We start from the raw sequence: 13042 nt of genomic DNA on the forward strand, positions 1-13042 counted from the left end.
ACGGGCCGTGCCCGTCCACCATAGTACAAGGCCGCCGCGGGGTCAGCCGCGGCGGCGGCGTTTCTCGTCAGGCCGCCTGCTTGGGCGGGAACAGCGGCGCGTGCAGGCCCAGGCGCATGGCCTCGTGGACCAGCGCCATGATGTCTTCCTGGGCCAGTTGGAACAGGCGCTTGAGGTCGGGCAGGACGAAATAGAGCGGTTGCAGGATGTCGATGCGGTAGGGCGTGCGCATCGCCTCCAGCGGATTGAAGGCCTGGTGCAGCGGCTCGTCGGAGAGGCTGTAGACGGTCTCCTTCGGCGAGGAGAGGATGCCGCCGCCGTAGATGCGCTTGCCCTGGTCGGTCTCGACCAGGCCGAACTCGATGGTCATCCAGTACAGGCGGGCGAGGAACACGCGTTCCTCCTTGCTCGCCTTGAGGCCGAGCTTGCCGTAGGTATGGGTGAACTCGGCGAACCAGGGGTTGGTCAGCAGTGGGCAGTGGCCGAAGATCTCGTGGAAGATGTCCGGCTCCTGCAGGTAGTCCAGTTCTTCCGGGGTGCGGATGAAGGTGGCGACGGGGAATTGCTGGCTGGCCAGCAGTTCGAAGAAGGTCTGGAACGGAATCAGCGCCGGAACCCGCGCCACGCGCCAGCCGGTGGTGGCCTGGAGAACCCTGTTGATCTCGTCGAGCTGGGGGATTCGGTCGTGGGGCAGGCCGAGCTGTTCGATGCCGTCGAGGTATTCCTGACAGGCGCGGCCTTCGATCACCTTCAGTTGCCGGGTGATCAGGGTATTCCAGACCTGGTGCTCGGTTTCCGGATAGTGGATGAAACCGTTGTCGTCGGGCTGGCGGGCCACGTACTGCGTCGTTTTCATACGGACTCCATGAGCGGCTTGTGGCCGCGGGGTCTTTGTTGTTGTCGTTGCCTTATCGATACCGCGTCGGGACGGTCCGTGCAGCCCCGGATAGGGACCGGGCAACGGGGAGGAATCGGCGTTTTCGTAAAGTTTTCCTTACGAATTGGCCTGGGTCGCCTGTTCATTGGGTCAGGCATTGTTGCTGGTGAGTCTAACTGTCACATATTCTTGACGGAAATTTCCGGCCGGGAGTTAAAAAACCGGCCGCGAGCCCATCAGAACGACAACACCGGGCCACGCCATGCGTATCAAAGTGCACTGCCAGAACCGTGTAGGCATCCTCCGCGACATCCTCAACCTGCTGGTCGACTACGGCATCAACGTCAATCGCGGCGAAGTCGGCGGCGACCAGGGCAACGCCATCTACCTGCTCTGTCCGAACATGATCAACCTCCAGTTGCAGTCGTTGCGGCCCAAGCTGGAGGCGGTGCCGGGGGTCTTCGGGGTCAAGCGCGTCGGCCTGATGCCCAGCGAGCGCCGGCACCTGGAACTCAACGCGCTGCTCGCCGCCCTGGACTTCCCGGTGCTCTCGGTGGACATGGGCGGGCAGATCGTCGCCGCCAACCGTGCCGCCGCGCAGTTGCTCGGCGTGCGCGTCGACGAGGTGCCGGGGATTCCGCTGTCGCGCTATGTGGAGGACCTCGACCTGCCCGAACTGGTGCGCGCCAACAAGGCGCGGATCAACGGGCTGCGGGTGAAGGTGAAGGGCGACGTGTTCCTCGCCGACATCGCGCCGCTGCAATCCGAGCACGACGAGAGCGAGGCGCTGGCTGGAGCGGTGCTGACCCTGCATCGCGCGGATCGCGTCGGCGAGCGCATCTACCATGTGCGCAAGCAGGAGCTGCGTGGCTTCGACAGTATCTTCCAGAGTTCGCGGGTAATGGCCGCGGTGGTCCGCGAGGCGCGGCGCATGGCGCCGCTGGACGCGCCGCTGCTGATCGAGGGCGAGACCGGCACCGGCAAGGAGCTGCTGGCGCGCGCCTGCCACCTGGCCAGCCCGCGCGGGCAGTCGCCGTTCATGGCGTTGAACTGCGCCGGCCTGCCGGAATCCATGGCCGAGACCGAGCTGTTCGGCTATGGTCCGGGAGCCTTCGAGGGCGCCCGCCCGGAGGGCAAGCTCGGCCTGCTGGAGCTTACCGCCGGCGGCACGCTGTTCCTCGACGGCGTCGGCGAGATGAGCCCGCGCCTGCAGGCCAAGCTGTTGCGCTTCCTGCAGGACGGCTGTTTCCGCCGGGTCGGCAGCGACGAGGAGGTGTACCTGGACGTGCGGGTGATCTGCGCCACCCAGGTAGACCTGTCCGAACTCTGCGCCAAGGGCGAATTCCGCCAGGACCTCTATCACCGTCTCAATGTGCTCTCGCTGCACATCCCGCCGCTGCGCGAGTGCCTGGATGGCCTGGCGCCGCTCGCCGAGCATTTCCTCGACCAGGCCAGCCGGCAGATCGGCTGCGGCCTGCCGAAGCTTTCCGCGCAGGCGCTGGAACGTCTCGAACGCTACCACTGGCCGGGCAACGTGCGGCAATTGGAAAACGTGCTGTTCCAGGCGGTTTCGCTGTGCGAAGGGGGAACGGTCAAGGCCGAGCACATCCGCCTGCCGGACTACGGCGCGCCGCAGCCGCTGGGGGATTTTTCCCTGGAAGGAGACCTCGACGCCATCGTCGGGCGCTTCGAGAAGGCGGTGCTGGAGCGCCTGTTCCGCGAACATCCGAGCAGCCGCCAGTTGGGCAAGCGCCTCGGCGTTTCGCATACCACGGCGGCGAACAAGCTGCGCCAGCATGGCGTGGGGCAAGGCGAGGGCTGAGCGGCATGCTTGCCGGTTTGTTGCAGGCTGGGAAAGAAACGGTGGAGGCGTCGGCCCTTGTGAAAGGGCGGCAGCACGATGAGGCGTGGGGAAGACGGCCAGGATGTTCGCCGAGGGGCGGGATTGTCGCCGCCGAGTACACAATGATCGCGCCGGATGGGCGAGCTGCCCCTCGTGGCGCGATCCTTCGGAGGTCGACCCGGAGGTCGAGCAGAGTTTAGCCGCCAGTGCAGCCGTTGCCCCAGACCTGATATTCGACGGTATGTTTCTGGCCGTTCGAATCTTCGTAGGTCATGCGTGCGGGAACGATGCCGCAGGCATTGGAAGTGTCGGTTGAAGATATAACGCGAGCCACATCCAGTTGCATGCCATAGGCATATTCTTCAACAGCGTTTTCCTGCTGGCTGGCAGGTTGATCCTGGGCGCCAGCCGCCATCACCAGCGGCGAGCAGGCGAACAGGGCCATCAGGGCGAAAGCCTTCATTACTATTTACCTGAGTAGTTTCTGAGTGGGTACGATCTGCCGTCGGAAGACAGGCGGACAGGTCACCGGGGCAACTCGATAAACAAGGCTGGGTAAGTAAGTCTGCAATCAAGTTGCGGAGTCGAAGTTCAACGGGAGTTAACTTCGGCTGTTGGGTTTATTGTAAGTTGGGATAGGCTGCGACATATAGACTCAGTCAAGACAAGAACCTTGTACGGATCGGTAACAATATCCCTGTGGCCTTCTGCGCCGCGGCTTTGCGACCGGCTCACGGGTTTCTTTCCTGGCCCAGGGGCGATTGCGGGTCGAGCAGGGCGCTGCGAATGAAGTGCAGGTAGCTGAGCACCCGTCGCAGCGGCGAGGTATCGAACTGCGGTGCGCGCGGCTCCGGCGCCGCCCGTACCGCCATGATCGCCTGGTTCACCGCGTGCAGGGCGCGCTGGCGGTTGCTCGGCCCGGGTTGCAGGAACAGCCGGATCAGCGCCCGGCCCATCAGGCGGATCGCCCGGCGCCAGGCGGTGCGTTCGGCGTAGCAGGGCTCCTGGGGCAGGCGTTGCTGTTCGAGGCGCAGCTCGATGATCGCCTGGCCGACCTCCAGCACCAGGAACATCCAGCCCAGCAACCGGCGTTGCACGTCCGGGCGGCCGGCGGAGAAGGTGTAGGCCTGGTTCAGCAGGTCGCGGGTGCCGCTTTCGAAACCGGAGACCAGGCCCTTGCTCTTGCCGCTGATGGCGAACACCACCCGCTCGCGCAGGTCGTGCTCCAGGCGCTTCCACATCCACGGCCGGTTCGGCGGCAGGATCACCATGGCGGCGACCGTGGCGAGGACCATCGACAAGAGTAGTGCCAGGTATTCGTTGAAGAAGGCCAGGGCGTCGTAGCGCGCCATGTTGGCCGGCAGCGAGGCGAAGCAGAACCACACCAGTAGGCCGACGCCGTAGCCGTTCCACTGCGGCCGCCAGAGCAGCAGGGCGCCGACCGCGAAGACCGGCAGCAGGCAGCAGAGCAGCATCGGGAAACCGTCCACGTGGGGTAGCAGGTAGAGCAGCACGAACAGCCCGGTGCAGGCCCCGGCGAGGGTCCCGAGGGTGAGTTGCAGCGACAACCGGCCGGGATTCGGCGAGGTCGAGGAGAGCGCCGAGATCAGTACCGCGGTGAGGGCGAAGGTGCCGCCGTGGGGCCAGGAGGTCTGGATCCAGAACGTGCCGAGCAGGCCGATCATCAGCGCGCTGCGCGCTCCGGCGACCAGCGCGGCGACCGGGTTGGCGCGGGCGACGAAGCTTTCCTTCCATTGCTCGCGGGCATGGTGGTGTTCGGCCAGGGAAGCGTGGGTCAGGGCGTAGTTGTGCAGGTCGTCGGTGAAACGGAAGGCCAGTTCGGCAGCGGTGTTGAAATCCAGCAGGTCGTTCTCGCCGGGGCGCTGCTCCACCAGGCGCTGGCGGGCCTGGCGGATGTTCTGCATCAGTTCCGGCTTGTAGGCCTCGATGCGTTCGGCCAGGCGCGCGGCGTCGGCGTCGGTGGGCGTCCGTTCGCGAATCGGCGCGAGCAGCCCGGCAAGCTCCGCCAGGCAGGGCGCCAGGACCTCCAGGACATTCTGCGCCCCGCGCCCGCGCAGGCGTTCGAGCAGGCGGTGGAGGCCGTGGAAGCGACTGGTCATGACCATGAATTCGTTGTTCAGGCGAATCAGCCGGCCGCTGCGCAGGCGCATGTGCGGATCTTCGAAAGTAGTGGCGCTGCGCAGGTTTTCCAGGCCCACGGACTGGGCGACGAAGCGCGCGCTGAGCTCGCCGAAGCGCTCGCCGTCGAGGCTGCCCTGCAGGCCTTCGGCGGCGAACCCGGCGAAGTCGCGGAAGCGCCCGTAGAGTGTGTTGCGCAGGGCGGCGCCGCTGGTCTGCGGCAGGAAGATGGCGCTGACGGTACCGGTGCAGAGGATGCCCAGGGATATTTCCAGGACCCGCCACAGCGCCGCCATGAAGGCGCCTTCCGGGTGCGCGGTGGCTGGAATCCCGATCATGGTCGCGGTGTAGCCGGCGAGTACGCAGGCGTAGCCGCGGAAATCGCGGTAGCGCGCGGCGCCGGCGGTGCACAGGCCGACCCAGAGCGCCAGGCAGGCGAGGAACAGCACGCGCTCCTGGGCGAACAGGGCGATCAGAGTGACCATCACGCTGAGGCCGATCAGGGTTCCGACGATGCGGTAGAAGCTCTTGGCCAGGACCTGCCCGCTCTGCGTCTGCATGACGATGAAGACCGTCACCAGCACCGTGCTCGGCTGCGGCAGTTCCAGGCGATAGGCCAGCCACAGGGCGAGGCTGGCGGTGAGCAGGGCCTTGAACACGAAGACCCAGGCGACGCCGTCGCTACGCGCCCATTCGAGCAGGGCGCGGCGCAATTCGTCGGGGCTGGGAAAGAACGCGAGGGGAGCCGGTGGAACCAGGGGGAGACCTTTCCGGGTGGCGCGGGGCACTGCTGCGAATCCTGAACGACGGCGAGGGGAGGCCGAAACGGCTGGGAATTCTAGGAGCGCCCGCGCTTGCGGATAAGAGCTCGGATAGGTGAAAAATTTTTGTCACAAAAGGCAATAATAGGTGGGTTGACTCGTGACAGAATCTGCGCCGCCTTGGGGTGTCCTCCGGGTTGCGTGGAAAAGAGACGCGCCATAAGCGTCAGAGCCTAGAGGGCCGTGATGGATATCCTGTTCAATATGCGCGCGTTCGTCAGCGTCGCGGAGACCGGCAGTTTCACTGCCGCCGCCCAGCGCCTGGACCTGACGACCGCCTATGTCTCCCGTGCGGTGGCCAAGCTGGAGGCCCACCTGCAGACCCGCCTGCTGCATCGCACCACCCGGCGCATCGCGCTGACCGAAGCCGGGCAGCGCTACCTGATGCGCGCCCAGCAGATACTCGCCTACATCGAGGAGGCCGAGGCCGAGGCGGGCGACGCCCATGCGCGGCCGTCGGGCACGCTGAAGGTCCACGCGATGACCGGCATCGGCCAGCACTACCTGATCAAGGCCATCTCGCAATATTGCGAGACCTACCCGGAGGTTGGCTTCGACCTGACCCTGGCCAACCGGATCACCGACATTCTCGACGAGGGCTACGACATTTCCGTGGTGATCGCCCCCGAGCTGCCGGACTCCGGTTTCGTCTCCAAGTGCATCGGCCAGACCTACAGCATCCTCTGCGCCTCGCCGGGCTACATTGCCGCGCACGGCTTCCCCAAGCTGCCGGCGGAGCTGTCCGCGCACCGTTGCCTGCGCCTGGTGAACTCGGTGATGTCGCTGGACCGCTGGCTGTTCGACGGTCCCGACGGCCAGGAACTGGCCTGCATCAACCAGACGCATTTCCAGGTCAACACCGCCGACGCCATGACCGAGGCGGTGGTCTCCGGCATGGGTATCGGCGCGCTGCCGGTGTACGCGGCGGTCAACGGCCTGAAGGACGGCAGCCTGGTGCGGGTGTTGCCGCGCTATAGCCTGTTCCATCTCAACGTCTACGCCCTCTACCCCTCGCGGCAGTACCTGGATGCGAAGATCCGCACCTGGGTCGAGTTCCTCCGCGAGCACATGCCGGCGATGCTCGCCGCGGACGAGCGCAGCCTGGCGGAGAGCGGTGGGTTGGCGAACTGAGCGGGAGTGGTGGGCGGCGCCCTTCGCGACGATCGCACCCCGGCTTGTCGGGAGTCGTAGGGCGGATAACCGCCTGGCGGTTGTCCGCCGATTCTCCGGAGCCCCGCGGACAACGCCAGGGGCGTTATCCGCCCTACAGGCTGTCTCCCACCCTCTGCAACTCCTCGATCAACGCCCGCAGGCAACTCGGCAGTGCTTCCAGGTCGCGTACCAGCAGGCTGCGCTCGCGGATCGCCCAGGGCTCGTCGAGTTCGATGGTCGCCAGCTTCATCGTCCGGCTGTGGCGGCGCGCGGCGGACTGCGGGATCACGCCGATGCCGACGCCGCCCTCGATCATCCGGCAGATCGCCTCGAAGCTGGAGACCTGGATGCGCAGCGATAGCTGCTCGCCCATCTGCTCCACCCGTTCGTACAGAAAGGCGTGCAGGGTGGTGCCCTCGGGCAGGCCGATATGCTGGAACTGCAGGGTGTCGCGCAGGCGTACCCTGGCCTGTCCGGCCAGCGGATGGCCCTGGGGCACCGCCATCACCAGGCGGTCGGTGCTGAAATGCAGGACCTGCAGGCCACTGGCCGCCACCGGCCCGGCGATGATGCCGAGGTCGGTGGAGCCGTCCAGCACGCCGCGGACAATGTCGCGGCTGAGGCGTTCCTGCAGGTCGACGGTGACCCCGGGACGAGCGGCGAGGAAGCCGGCGAGGATTTCCGGAAGGAATTCGGTGACCGCGGTGGTATTGGCGAAGATGCGGATATGCCCGGCGGCGTCGCTGCCGTACTCGGTGAACTCGCTCTTCAGGTATTCCACCTGGCGCATGATCAGCCGCGCGTGCTGTAGCAGGCGCTGGCCCGCCGGGGTCAGTTCGACGCCGCGGCTGTCGCGATACAGCAGGCGGCTGCCAAGCTGGCCTTCGAGCGCCTTGACCCGCGCGCTGGCGGCGGCCGGGGAAAGGAAGGCGCGGCGCGCGCCCTGGGTCAGGCTGGGCGACTCGGCGATATGGATGAACAGGCGCAGGTCGGCGAGATCGAAATGCATGGGCACTCCATGGCGTTCGGCAAATCCGAACGCGCCATTGCGTAATTGCAAATTCTCAAAACGCTAGCATCCTATCATTCTCCTCCCATCACCCCCTAGGTCATGGGAAGCCACGCATGAGTGAGTCCGCTTTCGCCCCCTGGATCGGTCGCCAGGAAGAAACCCACGATCAATTGAGCCGCAACCTGGTCAAGCGCATCGCCGCCACCTTCGGCGAGCCGACCCCGGCCCACGGCGAAGCGCTGCCGCCGCTCTGGCACTGGGCGTTCTTCCAGGACCCGGTGGAGGCCGCCGGCCTCGGCGTCGACGGCCACCCGGCGCGCGGCGGTTTCCTGCCGCCGGCGGACGATCGCAACCGCATGTGGGCCGGCGGGCGCCTGGAGTTCCACCAGCCGCTGCGGGTCGGCGGCGAGGCCAGCCGCACCTCGACCATCCTCCGGGTCGAGGAGAAGCACGGTCGCAGCGGCGCGCTGCTGTTCGTCACCCTGCGCCACGACTACCGCCAGGACGGCCAACTGGCGCTGAGCGAAGAGCACGACATCGTCTACCGCGAACCGACCCCGCCCAAGCTCGGCGGTACCGAGGCCTTGCCCGAGGGCGACTGGCGCGAGGCGCTGGAGCCCGATCCGGTGTTGCTGTTCCGCTACTCGGCGGTGACTTTCAACGGCCACCGCATTCACTACGACTGGCCCTATGTCACCGATGCCGAAGGCTATCCGGGCCTGGTGGTGCACGGTCCGCTGATCGCCACCCTGGCCCTGCGCGCGTTCTGCCGGGCCAATCCGCAGGCGCGCCTGCGTCGCTTCGCCTATCGCGGCCTGCGCCCGCTGATCTGTCCCGAACCGTTCGAGGTCGGCGGCCGCCTGCTCGCTGCCGGCAAGGCCGAGGTATGGGTCGGCAATGGCGCCGGCCTGGCCCAGCGCGGCGACGTGGAATTCGACTGAAAGGGCCCCAGCGCCCATCCAACGACAAGAATCGAGGAGTCACCGATGAATCCGAACAGCGAAGAGCTGAACGCGATCCGCGAGGGCGTACGTGCCCTCTGCGCCGAATTCGACGCCGCCTACTGGCGCCGCATCGATGAGCAGCGCGGTTTTCCCGAGGCCTTCGTCAAGGCCCTGACCGACGCCGGCTGGCTCTCGGCGATGATCCCGGAGGAGTACGGCGGTTCCGGTCTGGGCCTGGCCGAGGCCTCGGTGATCCTGGAGGAAGTCAACCGCTGCGGCGGCAACTCCGGCACCGTGCACGGGCAGATGTACAACATGTTCACGTTGCTGCGTAACGGCAGCGAGGCGCAGAAGCGCTTCTACCTGCCGAAGCTGGCCAGCGGCGAGCTGCGCCTGCAATCGATGGGGGTGACCGAGCCGACCACCGGCACCGATACCACCAAGATCAAGACCACCGCCGTGCGCAAGGGCGACCGCTATGTGATCAACGGGCAGAAGGTGTGGATCTCGCGGATCCAGCACTCCGACCTGATGATCCTGCTGGCGCGCACCACGCCGCTGGCCGAGGTGAAGCGCAAGTCCGAAGGCATGTCGATCTTTCTCGTCGACCTGCGCGAGGCCATCGGCAAGGGCCTGACCGTGCAGCCGATCGCCAACATGGTCAACCACGAGACCAACGAGCTGTTCTTCGACAACCTGGAGATCCCCGCCGATAGCCTGATCGGCGAGGAAGGCAAGGGCTTCCGCTACATCCTCGACGGCCTCAATGCCGAGCGCACCCTGATCGCCGCCGAATGCATCGGCGACGGCCGCTGGTTCATCGACAAGGCCAGCCACTATGCCCGCGACCGCGTGGTCTTCGGCCGGCCGATAGGGCAGAACCAGGGCGTGCAGTTCCCCATCGCCGAGGCGCACATCGAAGTGGAGGCCGCCGACCTGATGCGCTGGCGCGCCTGCCAGGAGTACGACGCCGGGCTCAACGCCGGGGCCAGCGCGAACATGGCCAAGTACCTGGCGGCGAAAGCTTCCTGGGAGGCGGCCAACGCCTGCCTGCAGACCCACGGCGGCTTCGGCTTCGCCTGCGAGTACGACGTCGAGCGCAAGTTCCGCGAGACCCGCCTGTACCAGGTGGCGCCGATCTCCACCAACCTGATCCTGTCCTACGTGGCCGAGCACCTGCTCGAACTGCCGCGCTCGTTCTGAAGCGGGAGCCACCCATGCAGATCGACCATCTCGACCACCTGGTGCTCACCGTCCGCGACATCGACGCCAGCATCGATTTCTACACCCGCGTGCTGGGCATGCGCGCCGTTACCTTCGGCGCGGGTCGCAAGGCCCTCGCCTTCGGTGCGCAGAAGATCAACCTGCACCAGGCCGGGGGCGAATTCGAACCCAAGGCCGAGCGACCTACGCCAGGGTCCGCCGACCTCTGTTTCATCGTCGCCACGCCACTCGAGGCGGTGGCCGAGCAACTGCGCCAGCAGGCCGTGGAAATCCTCGAGGGCCCGGTGCAGCGCACCGGCGCCGGCGGGCCGATCCTCTCGCTGTACCTGCGCGACCCCGACCTGAACCTGATCGAACTGAGCAACCCGCTGTAGGCCGTGTGCCTCGGGACAACTACAAGAGAGCGTTGGTCATGACCGACTACACCCAGCAACTCGCCGGCTTTCTCGCCGGCCTGCGCTACCAGGACCTGCCGCCGGCGGTGTTGGCGCGGATGGAAGAATTGTTCCTCGACTGGCTCGGCTCGGCGCTGGCCGGCAAGGGCCAGCATCCGATCCCATTGTTCGAGCGCTACGCCGAACGCATGGGCCCGGCCGATGGTAGCGCGCAGATCCTGCCCAGCCGGCGGCGCAGCTCGCCGTATTTCGCCGCCCTGGTGAACGGCGCGGCTTCCCACGTGGTGGAGCAGGACGACCTGCACAACAGCTCGGTGCTGCACCCCGCGGCGGTGGTCTTCCCTGCTGCCCTGGCCGCGGCCCAGGACCTCGGCCGCAGCGGCGCCGAGCTGATCCTCGCGGCGGTGGCCGGCTACGAGGCCGGCATCCGCATCGGCGAATTCCTCGGCCGTTCCCACTACCGGGTGTTCCATACCACTGCCACGGTCGGCACCCTCGCCGCGGCAGTGGCGGTGGGCAAGCTGATGGACTTCGACCGCGAGCGCTTCGTCGACCTGTTCGGCAGCGCCGGAACCCAGGCCGCCGGGCTCTGGGAGTTCCTCCGCGACGCCGCCGATTCCAAGCAGTTGCATACCGCCAAGGCCGCCGCCGACGGGCTGCTCGCCGCCTATCTCACCGCCGACGGCCTGAGCGGCGCGCGACACATCCTCGAAGGCGAGCAGGGGATGGCCGCCGGGATGTCCAGCGACGCCGACCCCGAGCGCCTGGTGGATCGCCTCGGCAGCCGCTGGGCGTTGCTGGAAACCTCGTTCAAGTTCCACGCCTCGTGCCGCCATACCCATCCCGCGGCCGACGCGCTGCTGGCGCTGATGCAGCGCGAAGGGCTCGATCACTCGCAGATCGCCGCGGTCACCGCGCGGGTCCACCAGGGCGCCATCGACGTGCTCGGCCGGGTGGTCGAGCCGCAGACCGTGCACCAGGCGAAGTTCTCCATGGGCACCGTGCTGGGCCTGATCGCCGTGTACGGCAAGGCCGGCCTCGGCGAGTTCCATCGGCATGCGCTGAGCGACCCGCGGGTCGCAGCGTTCCGCGAGCGGGTCGAGATGCGCCTGGACCCGGAGGTCGACGCCGCCTATCCGCAGCGCTGGCTCGGGCGGGTCGAAGTACTGGATCGCGAAGGGCGGCGCCATACCGCCGCCATCGACGAACCCAAGGGCGATCCCGGCAATACCCTCAGCCGCGACGAGCTGGCCGACAAGTTCCGCCGCCTGCTGGCGTTTTCCGGCGCGGCCACCGGCGCCGAGGCGGAGATCCTTATCCAGCGCGCCTGGGGCCTGCGTCAGGCGCCTTCCGTAACGCCCCTGATCTGATCAACCGAACCAGCCGCACCTCGTCTTCGACGGACGAGGGCAGGGAGTCCGACCCATGACGCAATCCCACCAGCCGCGCCCGCTTGACGGCATCACCGTGGTCAGCCTGGAGCACGCCATCGCCGCGCCCTTCTGCACCCGCCAACTGGCCGATCTCGGCGCGCGGGTGATCAAGATCGAACGCCCCGGCGTCGGCGATTTCGCCCGCGGTTACGACGAGCGGGTCAACGGCCTGTCGTCGCACTTCGTCTGGACCAATCGTTCCAAGCAGAGCCTCAGCCTCGACCTCAAGCAGGCCGAGGCGCTGCCGTTGCTGGAGAAGCTGCTGGCCGGCGCCGACGTGCTGGTGCAGAACCTCGCGCCGGGCGCCGCCGCGCGCCTGGGCCTGTCCTACGAGGCGTTGCGCGAGCGCTTCCCGCGACTGATCGTCTGCGATATCTCCGGCTACGGCGAAGGCGGTCCCTACGAGAAGAAGAAGGCCTACGACCTGCTGATCCAGAGCGAGGGCGGCTTCCTTTCGGTGACCGGCGGCGCCGGGCCGAACGAGATGGCCAAGGCCGGCTGTTCGATCGCCGATATCGCCGCCGGCATGTACGCCTACAGCAGCATCCTTTCGGCCCTGCTGCTGCGCGAGCGCACCGGCGAGGGCAGCCGCATCGACGTGTCGATGCTGGAGAGCCTGGTGGAGTGGATGGGCTACCCGATGTACTACGCCTACCAGGACGCGCCGCCTCCGCCGCGCGCCGGCGCTTCGCACTCGACCATCTACCCCTATGGGCCATTCCCCGCCGGCGACGGCGGCACAGTGATGCTCGGCCTGCAGAACGAGCGCGAGTGGCGGGCCTTCTGCGACAAGGTCCTGCGCCGCCCGGAGCTGGCCGACGACGAACGCTTCTCGGCGAACTTCAAGCGCTCGGCCAACCGCGAAGAGCTGCGTGCGCTGATCGTCGAAGCCTTCGCCGCCTTGCCGGCCGCCGAGGTGGTGGCGCGCCTGGAACAGGCGCAGATCGCCAACGCCCACGTCAACGACATGGCCGGGGTCTGGGCGCACCCGCAGTTACAGGCGCGGCAACGCTGGACCTCCATCGACAGCCCGGCCGGGCGCCTGCCGGCGTTGTTGCCGCCGGCCAGCAGCAGCGCCTTCGTTCCGCGCATGGATGCGGTGCCGGCGCTGGGCGGCGACAGCGACGCGCTGCTTGCCGAACTGGGCTGTACCGCGGCCGATATCCAGCGCCTGCGCGCGACCGGAACGGTATGAGGAGGCG

11 protein-coding genes are annotated in these 13042 nt (G+C 67.2%); 7 read left to right on the forward strand and 4 right to left on the reverse strand.

The window, feature by feature from the left end; all coding sequences use genetic code 11:
- Positions 1 to 67: 67 nt before the first annotated feature.
- Positions 68 to 856 carry a phenylalanine 4-monooxygenase gene (gene phhA / locus LJF27_RS27780; RefSeq protein ID WP_003105977.1) on the reverse strand — a complete coding sequence of 263 codons (789 nt, stop codon included), beginning with the start codon at positions 854 to 856 and terminating at the stop codon, positions 68 to 70.
- A 283-nt stretch (positions 857 to 1139) separates the two neighbouring features.
- On the opposite strand from phhA, the gene LJF27_RS27785 reads away from it, so the two are divergent.
- A complete protein-coding gene (locus LJF27_RS27785) occupies positions 1140 to 2699 on the forward strand; it encodes a sigma-54-dependent phenylalanine hydroxylase transcriptional regulator PhhR (RefSeq protein WP_003105980.1) in 1560 nt (519 codons plus the stop codon).
- A gap of 217 nt (positions 2700 to 2916) precedes the next feature.
- On the opposite strand, the gene LJF27_RS27790 is transcribed toward LJF27_RS27785, so the two are convergent.
- Together LJF27_RS27790 and LJF27_RS27795 are read right to left on the reverse strand one after the other, a co-directional pair.
- On the reverse strand, positions 2917 to 3183 hold the full coding sequence (locus LJF27_RS27790) for a DUF2790 domain-containing protein (RefSeq protein WP_003085904.1): 267 nt from the start codon (positions 3181 to 3183) through the stop codon (positions 2917 to 2919).
- Positions 3184 to 3451: 268 nt separating this feature from the next.
- Complete coding sequence (locus tag LJF27_RS27795; protein ID WP_003105982.1) at positions 3452 to 5647, reverse strand: FUSC family protein; 2196 nt, start codon at positions 5645 to 5647, stop codon at positions 3452 to 3454.
- Positions 5648 to 5866: 219 nt separating this feature from the next.
- Between LJF27_RS27795 and LJF27_RS27800 the strand changes: the two genes are divergently transcribed.
- Positions 5867 to 6811 carry a LysR family transcriptional regulator gene (locus LJF27_RS27800; RefSeq protein WP_003085907.1) on the forward strand — a complete coding sequence of 315 codons (945 nt, stop codon included), beginning with the start codon at positions 5867 to 5869 and terminating at the stop codon, positions 6809 to 6811.
- 133 nt (positions 6812 to 6944) lie between these two features.
- On the opposite strand, the gene LJF27_RS27805 is transcribed toward LJF27_RS27800, so the two are convergent.
- The gene (locus tag LJF27_RS27805) at positions 6945 to 7841 is read right to left on the reverse strand and encodes a LysR substrate-binding domain-containing protein (RefSeq protein WP_003085908.1); all 897 of its coding nucleotides are present in this window, start codon (positions 7839 to 7841) and stop codon (positions 6945 to 6947) included.
- A 116-nt stretch (positions 7842 to 7957) separates the two neighbouring features.
- Between LJF27_RS27805 and LJF27_RS27810 the strand changes: the two genes are divergently transcribed.
- Genes LJF27_RS27810 through LJF27_RS27830 form a run of 5 tightly spaced genes read left to right on the forward strand, consistent with a single transcriptional unit; the run spans position 7958 to position 13035 of the window.
- The gene (locus LJF27_RS27810; RefSeq protein WP_003085910.1) at positions 7958 to 8785 is read left to right on the forward strand and encodes an FAS1-like dehydratase domain-containing protein; all 828 of its coding nucleotides are present in this window, start codon (positions 7958 to 7960) and stop codon (positions 8783 to 8785) included.
- A gap of 45 nt (positions 8786 to 8830) precedes the next feature.
- Complete coding sequence (locus LJF27_RS27815) at positions 8831 to 9991, forward strand: acyl-CoA dehydrogenase family protein (RefSeq protein WP_003085913.1); 1161 nt, start codon at positions 8831 to 8833, stop codon at positions 9989 to 9991.
- 14 nt (positions 9992 to 10005) lie between these two features.
- Complete coding sequence (locus LJF27_RS27820) at positions 10006 to 10386, forward strand: VOC family protein (RefSeq protein ID WP_023116708.1); 381 nt, start codon at positions 10006 to 10008, stop codon at positions 10384 to 10386.
- A 38-nt stretch (positions 10387 to 10424) separates the two neighbouring features.
- Positions 10425 to 11777, forward strand: a complete 1353-nt coding sequence (locus LJF27_RS27825) for an MmgE/PrpD family protein (protein ID WP_003163174.1) — start codon at positions 10425 to 10427, stop codon at positions 11775 to 11777.
- A gap of 55 nt (positions 11778 to 11832) precedes the next feature.
- The gene (locus LJF27_RS27830; RefSeq protein WP_003110264.1) at positions 11833 to 13035 is read left to right on the forward strand and encodes a CaiB/BaiF CoA transferase family protein; all 1203 of its coding nucleotides are present in this window, start codon (positions 11833 to 11835) and stop codon (positions 13033 to 13035) included.
- Positions 13036 to 13042: the final 7 nt, after the last annotated feature.

This window comes from Pseudomonas sp. 203-8 (assembly GCF_020708595.1).
Taxonomy (GTDB): domain Bacteria; phylum Pseudomonadota; class Gammaproteobacteria; order Pseudomonadales; family Pseudomonadaceae; genus Pseudomonas; species Pseudomonas aeruginosa.

Bases quoted from the DNA above. Each gene is read 5' to 3' on its own strand.
- LJF27_RS27820 (WP_023116708.1), top strand. From the start codon at position 10,006: ATGCAGATCGACCATCTCGACCACCTGGTGCTCACCGTCCGCGACATC.
- LJF27_RS27810 (WP_003085910.1), top strand. From the start codon at position 7,958: ATGAGTGAGTCCGCTTTCGCCCCCTGGATCGGTCGCCAGGAAGAAACC.
- phhA (WP_003105977.1), bottom strand. From the start codon at position 856: ATGAAAACGACGCAGTACGTGGCCCGCCAGCCCGACGACAACGGTTTC.
- LJF27_RS27830 (WP_003110264.1), top strand. From the start codon at position 11,833: ATGACGCAATCCCACCAGCCGCGCCCGCTTGACGGCATCACCGTGGTC.
- LJF27_RS27800 (WP_003085907.1), top strand. From the start codon at position 5,867: ATGGATATCCTGTTCAATATGCGCGCGTTCGTCAGCGTCGCGGAGACC.
- LJF27_RS27785 (WP_003105980.1), top strand. From the start codon at position 1,140: ATGCGTATCAAAGTGCACTGCCAGAACCGTGTAGGCATCCTCCGCGAC.
- LJF27_RS27790 (WP_003085904.1), bottom strand. From the start codon at position 3,183: ATGAAGGCTTTCGCCCTGATGGCCCTGTTCGCCTGCTCGCCGCTGGTG.
- LJF27_RS27805 (WP_003085908.1), bottom strand. From the start codon at position 7,841: ATGCATTTCGATCTCGCCGACCTGCGCCTGTTCATCCATATCGCCGAG.
- LJF27_RS27815 (WP_003085913.1), top strand. From the start codon at position 8,831: ATGAATCCGAACAGCGAAGAGCTGAACGCGATCCGCGAGGGCGTACGT.
- LJF27_RS27825 (WP_003163174.1), top strand. From the start codon at position 10,425: ATGACCGACTACACCCAGCAACTCGCCGGCTTTCTCGCCGGCCTGCGC.